The sequence below is a fragment of the Amycolatopsis japonica genome, from assembly GCF_000732925.1.
Classification (GTDB): Bacteria; Actinomycetota; Actinomycetes; order Mycobacteriales; family Pseudonocardiaceae; genus Amycolatopsis; species Amycolatopsis japonica.
In genome coordinates this window covers 408,569-426,576 of sequence record NZ_CP008953.1, presented here as the reverse complement: position 1 = coordinate 426,576, position 18,008 = coordinate 408,569, and the positions used below count along the sequence as shown (strand labels likewise).

Sequence of the window (18,008 nt, the reverse complement as noted above, 5' to 3'; positions counted from 1 at the left end):
TCCTTGCAAATTTCGCAAGGAAAGGTCCTTTCATTGCACGCGTTACCGGATCGTGAGGCGCGGAGCGTCCACAGCCCAGTACCAGTCGTTCCCCGCCGCGTAGAGCCGCCAGGTCAGCTTCACCGAACGCGCCCCCGCGGGCACCTTCACCGAAGCCGACGTCGGCACCGAAAGCACGTCGCCGCCCTTGTTCGCCGTCCCGGACTCCGGCCCGTAGGCCAGCACGTTCTGCTCAGGACCACCGTCGAACGACGCCGTCAGCGCGCCCCGCTGCGTTCCCTCCTGCCGGTAGTGCGAAACGAACGCGACGTCCACAGTGGACTTTCCGGCGACGTCGAGCGAAGGCGACACCAAGGAAGAGTCGAAGGTTCCACGTGAGGAGGGCGAACCCTTGTCGTCCCACTCGTCCGGATCCGCGACCGCGAACACGCCCCGCGCTCGGGCGTTCGCCTCACGCTGCTGTCCAGGAGCGGTGCGGGTCCAGAAGTCGTCGGTCGTGAAGGCCCATCCCTGCCATTCCGTCACACCGGCGGGCATTCCGGACGCGTTGCGCACGCTCCAGCCGCCGGGTGCGTCGTGCGTCCAGCCGAGCACTCCGGCCGGGACACCGGTTTCGTCCTGCCGGGGCTTCAGAACGGCGGTGTCGAAGACGTCCGAAGGCGCGGCGCCGAGCGGGTAGCCGTCGTAGCCTGCCGGAGCCGCGATGCCCAGATGCCGCAGCACCGTCGGTGCGATGTCGACGATCTTCGGTGCCACGGCGGGGGTTCCGGCCGGAACCGCACCGCCCGCGGCGATCACGAAGGTCATCCGCTCCTCGGGGCTGTCGCCGCCGTGTCCGCCGGAAGCCGTGTGGCCGTGGTCGGCGGAGATCATGATCAGCCAGTCCTCGCCGGCGCGGTTCGCGCGGGCGTCGACGGCGGCGAGCAGGCGGCCGATCAACGCGTCGTCGGTGCGCAGACTGGCTTCGTACTGCGAGGAGTCCGCGCCGTGCTCGTGGCCGGCGATGTCCGTCTGTCCGAAGTAGACGAACGACGCGTCGGCCTTGTCCTGCTTGAGATGCTTCTCCGCGTCGACGGCGACCTGCTCATCGGTCTTCTCGTAGCCAGCGCTGTCGCCGTTCAGGACGAACTTGCGGTCCTGGCCGGTGCGCAGGATCCGGTCACCGATCGGAGTCCAGTCGACCGCCGCGTAGGTGTCGAGCGCGGGGTTCGCGGTTTCGGCGCGCGCGAGCCAGCTCGGATGCGAGGCGAGATCGTTGCCGGCGAAGGAATTGTCCTTCACCTTGTGCTTGTCCGGCCAGACACCGGTGAGGATCGTGGACCAGCCGGGGCCGCTGACCGTCGGCGCCATCCCGCTGCCGTACAACGAACTGCGCGACACGTACCCGCGGTTCGCCAGCGCGTGGACGTTCGGGGTGTCGGCGGCCATCAGCTTGTCGAACCGGGCGCCGTCCAGGCCGATGACCAGCACCTTGGGCGTTTTGGCCGCGGCGACGGCGACGCCGGACGTCAGCCCGGCGACGGCCACCAAGACCGCGAGGAGGGAAAGCGTTCTGCGCACGAAAGCCTCCGGTAACTTGTTCGAACCAATTGTTCGTCAAGTTAGTGCGCTGAACCGACTTCCCGATGAAGTCCGCGTGCCTTCGCGGAGGACGTCAGCCGACGGAAGCTCGTTCCGACCGTCTGAGATCGCGCATGGAAAATGGACCCATGAGCGAGAACCCGAGCCCTCCGTCGGCGCTGACCATCGCGGGGTCCGACTCCGGCGGCGCCGCCGGCCTGCAGGCCGACCTGCGCACGTTCCTCACCTGCGGGGTGCACGGTCTGGTCGCGGTCACCGCCGTGACCGTCCAGAACACCCTCGGCGTGCACGACCGCACCGACATCCCGGCGCATATCGTCGCCGGGCAGATCGAGGCGGTCGCGGCCGACATGGGCGTCAACGCGGCCAAGACCGGCATGCTCGCCTCGGCCGAGATCATCCACGCCGTCGCCGCGGCCTGCGACAAGGCCGAGATCGGCCGCGACAGCAAGGTGCCGTTCGTGGTCGACCCGGTCGCGGCCTCGATGCACGGGCATCCGCTGTTCGACGAGGCCGGGCTGGTGGCGCTGCGCGACGAGCTCCTGCCGCGCGCGACCGTCCTCACGCCGAACCTCGACGAGGTCCGCCTGCTGACCGGGATGACCGTGACCACCCGCGAGCAGATGCACCAGGCGGCCGTCGTCCTGCACCGGCTCGGGCCGAAGTACGTGCTCGTGAAGAGCGGCCACCTCGTCGCGGACCCGGAATGCGTCGACGTGCTCTTCGACGGCTCCACGTTCGTCGAGCTGCCGGGTGAGCGGTACGCGACGCAGCACACGCACGGCGCCGGGGACACGATGGCGTCGGCGCTGACGGCCGGTCTCGCGAAGGGGATGTCCGTCGTCGAGGCCGCCCGCTACGGCAAGTGGTTCGTCTCACACGCGGTCGAAAACGCCTACCCGATGGGGGCGAAGGTCGGTCCGGTTTCGGCGTTTTGGCGGCTTGCGCCGGAGCACTGAGCACACGGACGGTTACCATCTGCGCCGTGACGGGACGCGAAACGGTGGCCAGGGTCGTCGAAGACCGCCGCTTCCAGAACTTCATCATCGCGGTGATCGTCTTCAACGCCGTCACCCTCGGCCTGGAGACCTCGACCAGAATGGTCGCCGAGTACGGGACGCTGCTGCACACGGTCGACTACGTCGCACTCGGGATCTTCGTCCTCGAACTCGGCGCGAAGCTCTACGCCTACCGCGCGAAGTTCTTCCGCGACCCGTGGAACATCTTCGACCTGCTCGTCGTCGGCATCGCGGTGATCCCCACGACCGGCCCGTTCGCGGTGCTGCGGGCGTTGCGGGTCCTGCGGGTGCTGCGGCTGATCTCGGTCGTGCCGTCGATGCGGAAGGTCGTCACCGGCCTGCTCGCGTCGATCCCCGGCATGGCTTCGATCGCCGCGCTCCTCGCGCTGATCATCTTCGTCGCGGGCGTGATGGCGACGAAACTGTTCGGCGCGATCTCACCGGAGAACTTCGGCGACCTCGGCACTTCGCTGTTCACGCTGTTCCAGGTGATGACGGGCGAGGCGTGGCCGGACATCGCGAAGGAGATCATGAAGGAAGCACCCATGGCCTGGGTGTTCTTCGTGGTCTACATCCTCGTGTCCAGCTTCGCGGTGCTGAACCTCTTCATCGCCGTGGTGGTCAGCGGGATGGAGGACGAGCTTCGCCAGGACATCCGCGAGGAAGAGGCGAAGCAGGCCGAAACCCAGGCTCAGGCGAACAAGGAGATCCTCGACGAGCTTCGCGCTCTTCGCGCCGAAGTCAGCGCTCTTCGTCGGCAATAAGCGCTTCGAGCGCCGGGAGAGCCGCCGCGAGCGCCGCCTGGTGCTCCGGAGTCAGCCGTTCGAGGCGTTTGCCGAGTTCGTTCACCCGCGTCGACCGGACGCCGGAAACCAGCCTCTCGCCCTCTTCGGTGGCCTCCGCGAGCCAGGCGCGCCTGTCGATCGGGTCCGATTCACGGCTGACGTAGCCCGCTTCGACCAGCGAAGCGACGATCCTCGACATGGTGGCCGCGGCGACGCCTTCCTTCGCCGCGAGATCCCCCAGACGGAGCTGTCCGTGATGCACGAGCGTCGCGAGCGCGGAGATCGCACCGTGGCCTGGTCCGGGCACGCCCGCCTGCCGCAGTGACCGGGACAGCCTGCCCACGGCCAGGAACAACCTGCCCGAAACGTCCTGGACCGTTGACGTGGTCACCACTGGCTCCTCTGGGTACACGGCGGCGGGTATGCCTCCGGAAAGTGCCGTCAACCATACGGGCTCCGGGGGCGTACTCGCCGTGAAGGCCGTGAACCGTACAAAAGGGTTACCGTGGAGGGCTCGAGGCGTGCGCCCAGAACCGCTGCGGGATCCGCCCCGCGCCGGCGGCCAGCCGCCCGGCGGTGACGGCGGCCCGCATCGCCGATGCCATCCGTTCCGGATCCGCGGCCCTGGTCACGGCGGTGGAGAGCAGGACGGCGTCGCAGCCGAGCTCCATCGCCAGCGTCGCGTCGGAAGCCGTGCCGATCCCGGCGTCGAGGATCACCGGGACCCCGGCGCGCGACACGATCAGCTCGATGTTGTGCGGGTTCCGGATGCCGAGACCGGTGCCGATGGGCGCGCCGAGCGGCATCACCGCCGCACAGCCCGCCTCCTCCAGCCGCAGTGCCAGCACCGGGTCGTCGTTCGTGTACGCGAGCACGGTGAAACCGTCCGCGGCGAGCTGTTCGGCCGCTTCGAGGGTCTCGAACGGGTCGGGCAGCAGCGTGCGGTCGTCGGCGTGGACCTCCAGCTTGATGAGGTCGGTTTCGAGCGCTTCGCGGGCGAGCTGCGCGGTGAGGACCGCTTCGGCGGCCGTACGGCAGCCTGCGGTGTTGGGCAGCAGGCGGATGCCGAGCCGCCGAAGCAGTTCGAGGACACCGGAGCCGCCTTCGGCGTCGGCCTTGCGCATGGCGACGGTGGTCAGTTCCGTCCCGGACGCCACCAGCGCGCGTTCCAGCACGGCGAGGTTGCCCGCGCCGCCGGTGCCGATGATCAGCCGCGACGAGAGTTTGTGCTCGCCGATGACGAGTTCGTCACCGTTCATGTCAGCCTCCTTGCACAGCGGTGAGGATGTCGACGCTGGCGCCCTTGCGCACCACCGATTCCGGCCAGTCGCCACGCCGGACGACCACACCGTCCACCGCGACCGCGACCCCCCGCGTCGCCGTGCCCAGCGCCTCCAGCACACCCTCGACGGTGGTCCCGTCGGGGAATTCGTGCCACTGGCCGTTGACCTGGATCTCCATCACACCCGCTCCTCGCTTCGCCGCGACGGCGTGGCCGCCGCGACCTCGTCCGGCAACGGCCGTCCCTCCAGCCAGGCGACCGCGGCGTCCGCGGTGACCGGGGCCATCAGGAGACCGTTGCGATGGTGACCTGTCGCGGCGAAGACGCCTTCGCCCAGCTCACCGATGAAAGGCATCGTGTCGATGCTCGCCGCGCGAAGCCCGGCAGCCGTCTCCACGAGTTCGTATTCGGTCAGGCCCGGGAAGACGCGCTCCGCGCCTTCGAGCAGCTCACGGACGCCTCGGACGGTGACGGTCTCGTCGAAACCGGCCTCGTACTGGGTCGCGCCGAGTACGAGCTGCCCGTCGTCGCGCGGGACGAGATAGATCGGGCGGCCCTCGACCATCGCGCGGACGGTCCTCTTCGGCGGCGGCAGGCAGCCCCGTCGCGGCCGCAGGCGCAGGATCTCCCCCTTCAGCGGGCGGACCGCGCCGTCGAGCGCGGGGTGGAGGCGTCCGGTCCAGGCACCAGCGGCGAGGACGACGTCGCCGTCGAGGTCTTCGAGCTCGGTGACCGTCTCGTGGCGGAACTCGACGCCGTGCACATCGCACGCGTGTTTGAGCGCGTGCAGCAGCTTTCTGTTGTCCACGGCCAGGTCCCCGGGTACCAGGAGTCCACTTCGGACTGTTCCGGCGAGACCGGGCTCGGCGCGGCGGGCTTCGCGCCCGGTCAGCTGCTCCACCTCGCGGCCGAGTTCGGTGAGGTACGCGGCGAGCATTTCGAGGTTGCCCGCGTCGGCGCTGTCCAGCGCGACGACGAGTGTGCCGTGCGGGGAAAGGCCCGGATCGACACCCTCTTCGGCCAGGTCACGGGCGAAATCCGGCCAGCGGCGCAGCGACGCCTCACCGAGGGTGAGCACGTCCTCCTCGCCGGGCCAGGCCTCGGTGACCGGCGCGAGCATTCCGCCCGCGAGCCACGACGCGCCTCGCCCCGGATCCGGGTCGTACACGGTGACGCGACGACCGCGCGCGGACGCACGCCAAGCGACCGAGAGGCCGATGACCCCGCCGCCGACAACCGAAAGTTCCTTCATCTGCGATCACGCTCCCTGCGCCGGCATGACCCGGATCAGGTTCCACGGTCGGAGCGGTCTCGGCTCCCTCTCAGCCCGTCCTCGGGCTCCCGTGCGGACCACCACACCGTAGCGCGCGAGTACCGTCGCCGCCATGCCCACCCTGTCTGGTTCGCCGATCCGCGCCCGGCTCGCGGACGCCCGCCTGTACCTCTGCACCGACGCCCGCCGCGGCCGCGGCGATCTCGCCGAATTCGCCGACGCGGCGCTGGCCGGCGGGGTCGACATCATCCAGCTGCGGGACAAGACCGGCGGTGCCCCGATCGAGGCGAAACACGAGATCGCCGCCCTCGAAGTGCTGGCCGAGGCGTGCGAGAAGCACGACAAGCTGCTCGCGGTGAACGACCGGGCGGACGTCGCGCTCGCCGTCGGCGCGCACGTGCTGCACCTGGGTCAGGACGACATCCCGGTGTCGCTGGCGCGCCGCGTGCTGGGGGACGACGTGGTGATCGGCCGGTCCACCCATTCGGCCGAACAGGCCGCGGCCGCCGCCGGGGAGCCCGGCGTCGACTACTTCTGCACCGGCCCGTGCTGGCCGACCCCGACGAAACCGGGCCGGTCCGCGCCGGGACTCGACCTGGTGCGCTCGACGGCCGCGTCCGGGACGACGCGGCCGTGGTTCGCGATCGGCGGGATCGATACCGAGCGGCTGCCCGAGGTGCTGGCCGCGGGGGCCTCGCGGATCGTCGTCGTCCGGGCGATCACCGAGGCCGAAGACCCCGAAGCGGCCGCTCGCACGCTTCGCTCCGCCCTCCCCTGACCTATGCATTTCGTCCTCTGGATGCGGTAGTCGGCGATACGAACTACCGCATTCAGAGGACGAAATGCGGGAGAGGGTCAGGGCACGGGGGTGTTCGAGGCGGGAGGGGCCGAGGGCGTCGTCGGCGGCGCCTGGGAGGTCGAAGGCGTGGTGGACGGCGCTGTCGGCGTCGTCGGGGGCGCCTGCGTAGTGGTGGGCGTGGTCGAAGGGGGCGGAGTGTTCGTCGGCGTCGTCTCGGGCTGGTCGTCCTTCGTCTCCGAAGGGGACGTCGCCGGCGGGCTGTCGTGCTTGTCCTGCGGCTCCTGCGCCTGTCCGCCGCCGATGATCTTCCCTATGGTCGTCCCGGTCCCGCCGCCGAAGGTCTTCCCGGTCGCGCCCTCGAAGCCGGTGATCGCGACGAGCGCCACCGCGAACGCCACCACGCTGACCCCGGCGATCACCGCCCAGCGTGGTTTGAACTTCCGGCCCGCGGGTTCCTCTTCGGCCTCGGACGGTTTCAACCGGACGGTCTCTTCTTCGCCCGGGTCGAGCACCCGGCGCCGCCCCGGCACGGTCAGCACCACTCGCGCCTTCAACGCCGCGTCCTTCGTCCGCTGAAGCGAACGCAGGTACAGCTCGCCGCCGAGTGTCGTGATCACACTCGCCAGCCCGGCGCCCGCGACCGTTCCGGCCACACCGAGCGTGGAACCCAGCAGTGCCGCGGTGATCGCGGCCATCGCCGCCGCCGTCACCTGGATGATCCGGCCCTGCTTTTCCGTCTTTTCGGTCTTCTCCGAGGTCTCCTTGGTCATGATCCCGTTCTGCTGCTAGTCGGTCCTCACCCGTCCTAACGAATAAGGCGCACGGGATGCTCCCTTCGTTGTCCGCACGTGAGGAGCGCCACGCCATCTGTCCAAAAAGGACTGTCCACGGTTCACAACTCCTTGACATAATCGGGCGTATGGATCTGATATCGATCGAGGAAATCCGCGACGCGGCGAGCCGTGTCAAAGGCGTCGCGGTGCGCACACCGCTGCTGGCACAAGGGTGGGCGCCGTTGTGGCTCAAACCGGAAAGCCTTCAGCCGATCGGCGCTTTCAAGGTGCGCGGCGCGTACAATGCGATCGCCGCGTTGACCGAAGATCAGCGCGCTCGCGGCGTCGTCGCGTTTTCCAGTGGCAACCACGCGCAAGCGGTCGCGTACTCGGCGAAGCGATTCGGGATCCCCGCGGTGATCCTCATTCCGGACGTCGCCCCGCGCGCCAAGGTCGAAGCCACCAAGGCGCTCGGCGCCGAAGTCATCGAGGTCCCGATCGACGCGCAGGAGTCCTCCGCGCTCGCCGTCGCCGAGGAACGGGGACTCACCATGATCCCGCCGTTCGACCACCGTGACGTCATCGCCGGACAGGGCACCGTCGGCCTGGAGATCGCCGAAGACCTGCCGGACGCAGGCGTCGTCCTCGTCCCGCTCAGCGGCGGCGGGCTGGCCTCGGGCGTCGGCACGGCGATCAAGGCGCTGCTGCCGGAGGCGAAGGTCATCGGCGTCGAGCCGGAGCTGGCGGCCGACACCGCCGAGGGCCTGCGCGCGGGCAGGCGTATCGAGTGGCCGATGGACCTGCGGGCGCGGACCAGCGCCGACGGTCTGCGCGCCCAGCCGTCGGATCTGACCTTCGCGCACCTCCAGTCGGTGCTCGACGACGTCATCACCGTTTCGGAGGAGGAGATCCGGGACGCCGTCCGGACGCTGGCGCACCGCGCGCGGCTGGTCGCCGAGCCGAGCGGCGCCACCGCGACCGCCGCGTTCCTCTCCCACCGCGAAGCGCTGCCGCCGGGCAAGGTCGTTTCGGTCGTTTCGGGCGGCAACCTGGACCCCGCGACCCTCGCCGAACTACTGGCTTAGCCGGAACTCGCGTGATTGAAGCCGGATTTCGCGTGATTGGAGGCGGAACTCGCGAGTTCCGGCCCCAATCACGCGAGTTCCGTGTCTGATCACGCGTGACCGCCGGGGCGGACGTGTGTCGGGGGCGAGTCGACCCCGCAATGGAGACATTCGCCCGGATGCGGTGACTCGTCGGTGTCCTCGGCCGAAGGGGTGTCGAGGACACCGTTGTGGATGCCGAGGGCGATCAGGCCGCCGCCGATCGCCAGCGCCGCGCACACCAGCAACGCCGTCCGCCAGCCCGCGGTCAGCGCGACCGGATCGGTGTACGCGGCGCCGGAAAGTCCGGCGACGGCGGGCAGGACGGCGATCGCGAGCAGGCCGCCGGACCGGGCGATGGCGTTGTTGACCCCGGAGGCGACGCCGGCGTACCGGTCCGGCGCGGCGGCCAGCACCGTCGCGGTCACCGGCGCGACGACCGTCGCCAGCCCGGCGCCGAACACGACGACGGCGGGCAGCACCGACCCCAGGTACGAAGATCCCGGCCCGACACGCATCAGCAGGAGCATGCCCACGCCGACCAGGATCGGGCCGACGACCAGTTGCGTACGCGGCCCGATCTTCTGCGCGAGCGCGCCCGACCGGCCGGAGAACAGCAGCATGATGACGGTGATCGGCAGCCCGGCGAGCCCGGCCGCGGTCGGCGAATAGCCCAGCGACACCTGAAGCTGCATGACCATCAGCATCATCACGCCGCCGAGCGCCGCGTAGACGACGAAGGTCAGCGCGTTGGCGAGACTGAACGTCCGGTCGCGGAACAGTTTCGGCGGCACCAGCGGATCCGCGGAGCGATGCTGGATCACCAGGAACGCCACCAGACCGACGACGCCGAGCACGATCGCCACCAGGACGACGACGTCACCGATACCGCGTCCGGGCGTCTCCACGAGCGCGCCGGTGAGACCGGCGAGACCGATCGCGCCGACGGCGGCGGCGAGGAAGTCGGGATGCCCGGTCGCCTCCTCGTCGCGGGACTCCGGCACGTAGCGCCGGGCGAGCAGGACGCAGACGGCGGCCAGCGGCAGGTTGATCAGGAACGCCAGCCGCCACGACCACACCTGCACGAGGACGCCGCCGAGCAGCGGGCCGATCGCCGCCGCGATCCCGCCGAGCCCGGACCAGGCGCCGATCGCGCGGGCCCGGTCGTCGTGGGCGAAGGACGCTTGGAGGATCGCGAGGGAGCCGGGCGTGAGCAAAGCTCCCCCGATCCCTTGGAGGATCCGGGTCGCGACGAGCATCTCGGTGGTCGTCGCGGCGGCGCACAGCCCGGAGGCGACGCCGAACCAGACGACGCCGACGAGGAACATGCGACGGCGGCCGTAGCGGTCCCCGAGTGATCCGGCGACGAGGATCAGCGCGGCGAGCGCGAGCAGATAGCCGTCGAGGATCCATTGAAGGCCCGCGACGGACGCTTCGAGTTCTTCGCCGATCCTCGGGAGCGCGACGTTGATGATCGTCCCGTCGAGCATCGCCATGCCCGAGCCGACGATGGTCGTGGCGAGTACGCCGCGCGCCACCGGCGTCCCCCATCGGATTCCCGCCGCCGTGTCAGTCATGGGATGACTGAATCACGCAACCCGCCACCGGGCTACCCAAATCGCCTGACACGTCAGGCAAATAAGAACCAAACAACGGAACCGGGAGATCGACTCCTCGAAGCGCGCCAGCGCGACGAGGAGTCCGCACAGCGCGCGCCCTCTTTCGGCCGAAGGCCACGGAAACGTTTTGTAGGGCGCCCGCGCCCTGCGAAACGTTTCCGTCAGCGCGCGCTCAAGGAAGCAGCGTGGTGACGAATTTGTAACGGTCACCCCGGTAGATCGCCCTGGCGAACTCGACCGGTTTTCCGTCGGTGGCGAAGGAATGCCTCGAAAGGAGCAACATCGGCATTCCGACGTCGGCGCCGAGCATCTCCGCCTCGTGCGGTCCGGCGAGAGCGGTCTCGATCGTTTCCTCGGCCCTTTCGAGCTCGACGCCGTAGTGCTCCCTCAACACGGCGTACAGGGAGCCACCTGCGGAAACGTGTTTGCGCAAACCGCGGAACCGGCCGAGCGGGAGATGCGTGGTCTCGAGCGCCATCGGCTGCGAATCGGCGAGCCGGAGACGGCGAAGGCGAAGAATCTTCGCGCCCACCCGGATTCCGAGCAGTTTCGCCAGATCGGCTTCGACGGGCAGTTCGTCGATCTCCAGGAGCTTGGAGGAAGGCTTGAGGCCCTGCTTGCGCATGTCCTCGGTGTAGGACGACAACTGCAGGCGCTGCGCGAGTTTCGGTTCGGCGGCGAAGGTGCCCTTGCCCTGCACGCGGTGGAGCCTGCCCTCGGCGGTGAGGTCGGCGAGCGCCTGCCGGACCGTGGTGCGCGAAACGGTGAATTCCCCCGCCAGTGCCCGTTCCGTCGGAATCGGCGAGCCCGGGGGCAACGCGTCGAGCAGATCGAGCAGATGCTGTTTCAGCGCCCAGTACTTGGGTTCGCGCTGTCCGCGCATCCCTGCCGTAGCGCCCGCCTCACTCGCGGTGGTTGTCTCCAACATGACCGACTCCCTAAGCCTTCCCACTCGAACGCGCACCGTCCCCGCTAGGAAACGTACCCTTCTCCACAAACGTCCATTCGGGCTAGCATTGGTCTAGACCTACTCGGGGGACGAAGTACGTCCCGGTGGAAGGGAACGAGATGACCGAACAGCGCCCCGGCGAGCACATGGCCGCGGAGATCTCCCAGCAACCCGCCATTCTGGCAGGAATCGTGGAGCGACAGGCCGAAATCGCCGAGGTGGCCGAAGCCATCTCCAAGCGCCCGCCCAGGTTCGCACTGCTCGCCGCCCGGGGCTCCAGCGACCACGCCGCCCTGTATGCGAAGTACCTGATCGAAGTACTCCTCGGTCTCCCCTGCGGTCTCGTTTCGCCCTCCACCGCGACTTTGTACGGCGCCCGTCCCGATCTGCGGGACGTTCTCTTCATCACAGTAAGCCAAAGCGGTGGTTCTCCGGATCTCATCGAGGTCACCGAAACCGCGCGTCGCCAGGGAGCGCTGACCGTCTCGGTCACCAACACCCCGGAATCGCCGCTGCGCGCCGCCGCCGAACTCGGCGTCGACATCGGCGCGGGGCTGGAAAAGGCCGTGGCCGCCACCAAGACGTACTCGGCCACCTTGCTGTCGCTTTACCTTCTGATCGACGCGGTCCGCGGCGGCAAGGGCGAGGACGCGGAGAAGCTGGGCGAGCTCGCACAGCAGACCCTCGACGGTTCCGTCGAAGGCGTGCAGCGCGCGGTGGACCGCTACCGCTTCGTCGACCGGGTGCTCACCACCGGTCGCGGCTACTCCTACGCCTCGGCGCTGGAAGGTTCCTTGAAGCTGGCGGAAACCAGCTACCTCGCCGCCCGCGCGTACAGCGGCGCGGACCTGTTGCACGGTCCGGTCGCCGCGGTCGACGGTGAGACCGCCGTGCTGGCCGTGACGAGCCAGGGCCACGGCGTGGGCGCGATGCAGGAGGTCCTCGAGGCCGTCGGCAAACGCGGCGCGGACGTGCTCGCGGTCGGTTCGGCTTCGGCGGACGTCCCCGCGGCGCTGCGGATCGGCGTCGCGCCGTCCGCCGAAGAGGTCGCCCCGATCCTGGAGATCCTGCCCATCCAGCGGATCGCGCTCGGCCTCTCGCTGGCGCGCGGCGGTGACCCGGACAGCCCCCGCGGGCTGCTCAAGGTGACCAAGACCCGGTGAGTCACGTCGTAGGTGTGGACGCCGGAGGCACGTCGACGCGAGCGATCGCCGTCGACGCCTCCGGCGCCGTCCTCGGCACCGGGCGCGCGGACGGGGCGAACCCCAACTCCCATCCACCGCACACGGCCGCGTCGCGGATCGCGAGCGCGATCACCGGCGCGCTGGGCGAGCTCGACCCGGCCGCGACGGCGGCGTGCGTCGTCGGCATGGCGGGCGTCAGCAAACTGAGCGATCCGTCGATCGCGGAGATCTTCGAAGCCGCTTGGAAGGACGCGGGGATCGGTCCGGTGCGGACGGTTCCCGACCCGGAGGTCGCCTACGCGTCGGCGACCTCTTCGCCCGACGGTTCGGTTCTCGTCGCGGGAACCGGGTCGATCGCCGGCCGGATCCGTGGCAGGCGCATGGTTTCCACCGTCGGCGGCTACGGCTGGTTGCTCGGTGACGAAGGTTCGGCGTACTGGCTCGGCCGTGAAGCCGTTCGTTCCACTTTGGATGTTCTCGGCCGCGGCGGCGAACCCGGTCCGCTCGCGCGTGCCGTGCTCACCGAAGCGCTCGGACCGTCCGCAGTGGACGCGGGGAGCGACCGGTCCCCGCTCTGGCGCGCGCTCGTCACGAGCGCCAATGCCGAAGCGCCGATCCGGCTCGCCAGGTTCGCCCCGTTCGTCAGCGAGGCCTACCGCGAAGGCGACCCGGCGGCGGACGAGATCACCACCCGCGCGGCCGCCCTGCTGGTGACGAACGTCATGACCGCGCGGGATCCCGGGGAGAGGACGCCGATCGTCCTGGTGGGCGGAGTGCTGTCGTCGGAGGGCCCGGTCGGGACGAAGGTCCGCGCCGAACTCGCCGGCCTCGAAGTCCTGACCAGCACCGATGGGGTCCTCGGGGCCGCGTGGCTCGCCGCCGTCGACGCCTATGGGGAAGGGGCGCCGCGACCGGCGCATCGGTGAAAAAACACCCGAAACAAGCCCGAAAAGACCAAACCATCGACTCCGGGGCCGAACTCCGGGTACCGTAGGACCCGGCCCCCGGACCCTCCCCCCTCGCCGGGGGCCGCCTTATGTCCTGGGCAGCCCACCGGGCTCGGAATCCGAGGGATCTTCGTTTTCCTCCACCACCCGCAGACCGGGATGATCCGGCGGCAGCGTGCGGTACAGCACCCAGCCGCTCACGGCGACCGTCACCGCGACCAGCGGCCAGGACAGCACCGTCCGCGCGATACCGAGCGCGACCACCTGCCCGCTCCACCACAGCGAGCCGTACACGGCGACCCGCAGGGTGTACTGGAGGAAGACCCACACCCAGCTCGCCCGTGAATACGCGCGCAGCAGCGCGGGATCGCGGCGCCAGCGGGTCTTCTGCCCGATGACGAGCCCGACCACGACGCCGAGCAGCGGCCACCGGACCACGATGCTGGCCGCCCACAGCAGCGCGCTGGCCACATTGGACAGCAGCTGGATGAGGAAGAAGTCTTCGGCGCGCCCGGTGTGCAGCGCGATCAGCGCGGCGGCGATCACCGCGGCGAGGCTCACCACGACCGCGCGGGCCTTGTCGCCCCGCGCGACCCGGTACCCGCCGAGCAGCACCGCCACCCCGATCGCCACTCCGGAGCCCCAGGCGATCGACTGACCGGCGATCAGCCAGCCCAGGACGAAGGCCGCGGGCGGGATGCTCGCGTCGATGGCGCCACGCCGCCCGCCGAGGATCTGGGCGAGCGACTCGCGCGGGGGTCGTGAGGTCACCCTTACAGCCTGCCGGATCTATGAGCCCGAACACCCGGGCGGGGAGACGTTCGCCACATACCATGTCCGGTTTACGCCCGCTTGAGGGGAATCTTCGCAGCCCAGGAGTGTACATCCCACTAAAAGAGATGCATGGACGTCCGACAAAATAAGAGACTGTGTCAACGGGCTGAACCACGGGTTTCGGTCAGGTGGGATTGCAGGGGCGCTCTCAGCTGTTAGTTGTGGTGTACAAGTACCAACCGGGGGCACACGGACGGAAGGGGACCCAACGTGTACGGATTCGACAGCTATGTGGCGATCGGTGACAGCTTCACCGAAGGACTCAACGACGACTTGCCCGACGGCACCTTCAGGGGCTGGGCGGACAGGCTGGCGGAGATCCTCGCCGAAGGCAGGCGCGATTTCCAGTACGCGAACCTCGCCCTCCGCGGGAAGATGCTCGACGAGATCCTCGAAGAGCAGCTCCCGATCGCCCTCGAAGTGAAGCCCGACCTGGTCACCCTGTGCGCGGGCGGCAACGACATCATCGTGCCCGGCGCGGACGTGGACGCCGTCGCCGCGCGGCTGGAGGCGGGGGTCGCCAAGCTGCGCGAGGCCGGGATCCCGGTGCTCATCTTCAACGGGCCGGACACCAAGTACCTGTCCGTGATGCACGTCCTGCGGGGGAAGGTCGGCATCTACAACGCGCATCTGTGGGCGATCGCCGACCGGCACGGCGCCAAGATGGTCGACATGTGGGCGATGGCCCCGCTGCACGACCGCCGCGCCTGGAGCGACGACCGGCTGCACTTCACCCCCGAGGCCCACCGGCGGATCGCGCTGCGCGCGGCCGAGGTCCTCGGCGTCCCGGTCGCCGACGACTGGCGTGAGCCGTGGCCGGCGTCCGAGCAGCCGAGTACCTGGATCACGTCGCGCCGTTCGGACCTCGAATGGACGAAGGCGCATCTGCTGCCGTGGATCCGGCGTCAGCTCAAGGGCGAGTCCATGGGCGACGGCCTGTCCCCGAAACGCCCCGCGCTCGCGCCGCTGCTCCCGCTGGAGCAGATCGAGTCGGCGACCGTCACCCTGCCCGCCAAGGATCTGCGGGAGATCCACCACCACGCGAGCTGAACCGCGTTCCGACGCCTCGAAGGGGCCCTTCACCGCATGATCTGATGCGGTGAAGGGCCCCTTCGGTTCACATCACCCGAACGGGTCATGTCCTGTTCGTCCGATGCACCCACGCCGAGTGCGGCTTACAGTCCCTTCATGCCCGGTACACGCTGGAGCCGCTTGCTGCCTACAGCGCTGCTGGTCACGCTCGCCTTGACGGCGATCACCGTCTGGTCGGCCTCGGACGACATCGAGGCCGAGCTGGCCGCGCGCGCGAAGGCCGCGCTCGCCGACGTCGGCGTCTCCGGCGGACAAGTGAGCTTCTCCGGCCGCGACGCGAGCCTCGCCGGATTCCCGCCGGACAAGGCCGCGCAGGCCATCGACGCCATCCAGCGGATCGACGGGGTCCGGACGGTCGAGATCTCCGGCGACACCGCACCGCCCGCGGGCCCGGTGACGACCAGCGGCGAGCCGCCGGCCCCGCCCGCTCCGCCGAGCCCCTCGCCCAGCCCCACGCCGACCTCGGTCAAGCCGACGGACAAGGCCGGGTTCCAGGCCGAGATCGACCGCCTGCTCGCGGCCACGCCGATCACCTTCGAACCGGACACCACCGACCTCACCCCGGACGGCGAACGCGGCGCGCTGGAGATCGCGAAGCTGCTCACGGACGCGCCCCGCGACCTGAAGTTCCGGATCACCGGGTCGGTCGCGACCGGTTCGGACCGGAAGCTCGCGCTGAACCGGGCGCTCACGGTGGAGCGGCTGCTGGAGCGCAACGGGGTCAAACGCGACCAGGCGTACTCCCCCCAGCGCAAGAACTCCGACGGCGCGAGCGGCGAGGGCCGCCGCGTCGACATCACGGCGGAACAGAGGTGATGGCCTGATGCTCTGGCTCTTCGGGCAGATCTGGCTCTGGCTGCTCATCTCGTTCGCCCTCGGCTGCGGTGTCACCTGGCTGCTGATGCGCGGCGAACGACGTGACCGGCCTGCCACGGAACCGGTGGCCCACGAGCCGGTGCACGGGTTCCCGGCCGAACGCGAACCGGACCCCGAACCCGTGCCCGAACTGCTTTCCACCGAACGGACGCAGTTCCTCCCGCCCGCGCGGATCCAGGACGACGACGAGCCGTACGACCAGGAGGCGGAAGGCCACCGCGAGGGTCAGCTGATCCCGGAACCGGTGCGGGCCTACCACCCGGAGCAGCCGGAACCCGCCACCCGCAACGGCGAGGGCGGGCACGAGCCCGAACCGGTCTGGCCGAGCGACGAGGACTGGCCGCCCGCCAGGCAGGCGCCCGAGCACCGGCCGGGGCAGGGCGGCTGACACTCGCCTGGTAAATTCGGCTACGCACTGTGAGCGGGACGCCGGGTACGTTTCTTCGATCGGGAGCTCCGGCACACGAAGGAGGCTCCGATTGGCGCTCCCCTATTGGACGCCGCACAACCTGCTGCCTCCTGGCCGCCATCCCGCCGATCTGGCCGATGTCTACGAGCGGCTGGTCTTCGACGCGCCACACCAGAACGACCGTGAAATCCTGTTCAGCGCGCTGAACAGCTACCTGGGCGTCGCCCGGCGGATCATGCCGACCGGCCGCGCGTGGATCGGCGGCGAGCTGACCGCCAGGACCCCGCATCCGCCGCGCGGGCTCGACGTGGTGCTGTTCCCGGACGAATGGGGCGCGCTCAAACGGCTCGACGACGCGGGCCGCTCGGCGCTGTACGGGCTGCTGACGTTGCGCGGGGTCATCGTCGGCCAGCCCGCGATGTATCTCGACCAGGTCCAGCCCGTCGGCGGCATGCTCGACGGTTTCCTCTGCCGCCCCGGCGACGAGGAGATCTGGGAAGAAGTGTGGGCATCGGGTGGCAGGGGAATTCCGGAAGTGATCTGGTGAGGAACGAATTCCGGCGTATCGCCGACGAGATCCCCGGCGGCACCTGGCTCGACGACCTCGCCCGCGCGTCGGCGATGGCCGCGTACGCGAAGTTCGAGCGGACGTCGCGCTCGCCGCTGCTTCGCGTGTCCGTGATCGGTGAATCGCATCTGGACGCGTACACCTTTTCCGACATCAGCCGCGCGTTGCAGGACGCGACGGCGAAGATCGGGCACATCATCCGCAATCCGTCGGGCGAGGTGACCTTCGTCCAGCCCGCGGACCGGGAAAAGGCCCCGCTGATCCAGCGCGGCCAGGCGGGTAACGCGATCTTCTTCGGCTTCCCCGAACCGGCGCTCGACGACGCGCTGATCCACGACGGGATCGAGTCGCTGTCCGAACGCGCGGTCAAGGAACTGTGCGATTTCCTGCCCGCCAACGGCTCCGACGACGGCGCGCTGGACGCGGTGCTGCTGCAGCGCGACACCGTCCGCAACGCGGTCAGCGACATCGTCAACGCGGTCAGCAAACACGCCGGGGTCGGAATGGCGCTGACCCCGACGTCCGGCGAGGAACTGACCCGCAGCATGACCACCGAGCAGGCGAGGATCCTGTCCGGGAGCCTGCGCGAGTCACGCGAGGCCGTCGGCTACGAAACGGTCAGCGGCAGGCTGGACGGGGTCCGCACCCGGCGCCGGATCTTCTATCTCGAACGCGAATCGGGCGGCACGATCCAGGGCGCGGTGGCGCCGGATCTGCTCGACGAGATCAAGGAGAACCTGGACCGGCCGGTGACCGCGCGGTTGCGCGTCGTGCGCACCACGACCATCGACGGCCGTCGCGGCCGCCCGGTGCACGAACTGCTGGAGATCACCCCGGAAGTCAGTCTGTTCGATCAGTGATCGGGTTTCCGACATTCGGCGATGCCACAATTCTCGTCAGAAAATGTCGATGACC

The 18,008-nt window shown here is 69.6% G+C and carries 20 protein-coding genes and 1 riboswitch; of the genes, 11 read left to right on the top strand and 9 right to left on the bottom strand.

Going from position 1 to position 18,008, the window contains the following annotated elements:
- Positions 1-42: 42 nt before the first annotated feature.
- Positions 43-1,560: an alkaline phosphatase family protein gene (locus AJAP_RS02195; RefSeq protein ID WP_038507798.1), complete on the bottom strand. Its 1,518-nt coding sequence runs from the start codon at positions 1,558-1,560 to the stop codon at positions 43-45.
- A 149-nt stretch (positions 1,561-1,709) separates the two neighbouring features.
- Between AJAP_RS02195 and thiD the strand changes: the two genes are divergently transcribed.
- On the top strand, positions 1,710-2,540 hold the full coding sequence (thiD, locus tag AJAP_RS02190; protein WP_038507796.1) for a bifunctional hydroxymethylpyrimidine kinase/phosphomethylpyrimidine kinase: 831 nt from the start codon (positions 1,710-1,712) through the stop codon (positions 2,538-2,540).
- 26 nt (positions 2,541-2,566) lie between these two features.
- Positions 2,567-3,364: an ion transporter gene (locus tag AJAP_RS02185; protein ID WP_038507795.1), complete on the top strand. Its 798-nt coding sequence runs from the start codon at positions 2,567-2,569 to the stop codon at positions 3,362-3,364.
- On the opposite strand, the gene AJAP_RS02180 is transcribed toward AJAP_RS02185, so the two are convergent.
- The 4 genes from AJAP_RS02180 to thiO form a co-directional block, all read right to left on the bottom strand.
- Complete coding sequence (locus tag AJAP_RS02180; protein WP_037335529.1) at positions 3,342-3,776, bottom strand: MarR family winged helix-turn-helix transcriptional regulator; 435 nt, start codon at positions 3,774-3,776, stop codon at positions 3,342-3,344. The genes AJAP_RS02185 and AJAP_RS02180 overlap by 23 nt on opposite strands.
- A 109-nt stretch (positions 3,777-3,885) precedes the next feature.
- Positions 3,886-4,644 carry a thiazole synthase gene (gene thiG, locus AJAP_RS02175; RefSeq protein ID WP_016337628.1) on the bottom strand — a complete coding sequence of 253 codons (759 nt, stop codon included), beginning with the start codon at positions 4,642-4,644 and terminating at the stop codon, positions 3,886-3,888.
- 1 nt (position 4,645) lies between these two features.
- Complete coding sequence (gene thiS / locus AJAP_RS02170; RefSeq protein ID WP_038507794.1) at positions 4,646-4,846, bottom strand: sulfur carrier protein ThiS; 201 nt, start codon at positions 4,844-4,846, stop codon at positions 4,646-4,648.
- Positions 4,846-5,919 (bottom strand): glycine oxidase ThiO, encoded by a 1,074-nt coding sequence (gene thiO / locus AJAP_RS02165; protein WP_038507791.1) that lies wholly within the window; start codon positions 5,917-5,919, stop codon positions 4,846-4,848. The genes thiS and thiO overlap by 1 nt, the downstream gene beginning before the upstream one ends.
- Positions 5,915-6,022: riboswitch (TPP riboswitch) on the bottom strand. (Overlaps the previous gene by 5 nt.)
- A 30-nt stretch (positions 6,023-6,052) precedes the next feature.
- Between thiO and thiE the strand changes: the two genes are divergently transcribed.
- Positions 6,053-6,718, top strand: coding sequence for a thiamine phosphate synthase (gene thiE / locus AJAP_RS02160; RefSeq protein ID WP_038507790.1), 666 nt, complete (start codon positions 6,053-6,055; stop codon positions 6,716-6,718).
- 77 nt (positions 6,719-6,795) lie between these two features.
- On the opposite strand, the gene AJAP_RS02155 is transcribed toward thiE, so the two are convergent.
- Positions 6,796-7,509 (bottom strand): hypothetical protein, encoded by a 714-nt coding sequence (locus tag AJAP_RS02155; RefSeq protein ID WP_038507788.1) that lies wholly within the window; start codon positions 7,507-7,509, stop codon positions 6,796-6,798.
- A gap of 149 nt (positions 7,510-7,658) precedes the next feature.
- Here AJAP_RS02155 and AJAP_RS02150 point away from each other — a divergent pair, with 149 nt between their 5' ends.
- Complete coding sequence (locus AJAP_RS02150; protein WP_038507786.1) at positions 7,659-8,597, top strand: threonine ammonia-lyase; 939 nt, start codon at positions 7,659-7,661, stop codon at positions 8,595-8,597.
- 89 nt (positions 8,598-8,686) lie between these two features.
- On the opposite strand, the gene AJAP_RS02145 is transcribed toward AJAP_RS02150, so the two are convergent.
- A complete protein-coding gene (locus AJAP_RS02145; RefSeq protein ID WP_038507784.1) occupies positions 8,687-10,192 on the bottom strand; it encodes an MFS transporter in 1,506 nt (501 codons plus the stop codon).
- A 214-nt stretch (positions 10,193-10,406) separates the two neighbouring features.
- Complete coding sequence (locus tag AJAP_RS02140) at positions 10,407-11,162, bottom strand: GntR family transcriptional regulator (protein ID WP_005160527.1); 756 nt, start codon at positions 11,160-11,162, stop codon at positions 10,407-10,409.
- Between the two features lie 140 nt (positions 11,163-11,302).
- Here AJAP_RS02140 and AJAP_RS02135 point away from each other — a divergent pair, with 140 nt between their 5' ends.
- Both AJAP_RS02135 and AJAP_RS02130 read left to right on the top strand, forming a co-directional pair.
- On the top strand, positions 11,303-12,346 hold the full coding sequence (locus AJAP_RS02135) for an SIS domain-containing protein (protein ID WP_037336305.1): 1,044 nt from the start codon (positions 11,303-11,305) through the stop codon (positions 12,344-12,346).
- Positions 12,343-13,293 carry an N-acetylglucosamine kinase gene (locus AJAP_RS02130; protein WP_038507783.1) on the top strand — a complete coding sequence of 317 codons (951 nt, stop codon included), beginning with the start codon at positions 12,343-12,345 and terminating at the stop codon, positions 13,291-13,293. Before AJAP_RS02135 ends, AJAP_RS02130 begins: the two co-directional genes overlap by 4 nt.
- Before the next feature lie 108 nt (positions 13,294-13,401).
- Here the strand turns inward: AJAP_RS02130 and AJAP_RS02125 are convergent, their stop codons facing one another.
- Positions 13,402-14,085 carry a DUF3159 domain-containing protein gene (locus AJAP_RS02125; RefSeq protein ID WP_038507782.1) on the bottom strand — a complete coding sequence of 228 codons (684 nt, stop codon included), beginning with the start codon at positions 14,083-14,085 and terminating at the stop codon, positions 13,402-13,404.
- Between the two features lie 273 nt (positions 14,086-14,358).
- Here AJAP_RS02125 and AJAP_RS02120 point away from each other — a divergent pair, with 273 nt between their 5' ends.
- From AJAP_RS02120 to AJAP_RS02100, 5 genes are all read left to right on the top strand, one after another.
- Positions 14,359-15,198, top strand: a complete 840-nt coding sequence (locus AJAP_RS02120; RefSeq protein WP_038507781.1) for an SGNH/GDSL hydrolase family protein — start codon at positions 14,359-14,361, stop codon at positions 15,196-15,198.
- Between the two features lie 138 nt (positions 15,199-15,336).
- Positions 15,337-16,056: an OmpA family protein gene (locus AJAP_RS02115; RefSeq protein WP_228694847.1), complete on the top strand. Its 720-nt coding sequence runs from the start codon at positions 15,337-15,339 to the stop codon at positions 16,054-16,056.
- Positions 16,057-16,063: 7 nt separating this feature from the next.
- Positions 16,064-16,504, top strand: coding sequence for a hypothetical protein (locus tag AJAP_RS02110; protein ID WP_038507779.1), 441 nt, complete (start codon positions 16,064-16,066; stop codon positions 16,502-16,504).
- A gap of 91 nt (positions 16,505-16,595) precedes the next feature.
- Positions 16,596-17,072, top strand: a complete 477-nt coding sequence (locus AJAP_RS02105; protein WP_038507778.1) for a DUF6932 family protein — start codon at positions 16,596-16,598, stop codon at positions 17,070-17,072.
- Positions 17,069-17,953, top strand: a complete 885-nt coding sequence (locus AJAP_RS02100; protein ID WP_038507777.1) for a hypothetical protein — start codon at positions 17,069-17,071, stop codon at positions 17,951-17,953. Before AJAP_RS02105 ends, AJAP_RS02100 begins: the two co-directional genes overlap by 4 nt.
- Positions 17,954-18,008 lie beyond the last annotated feature (55 nt).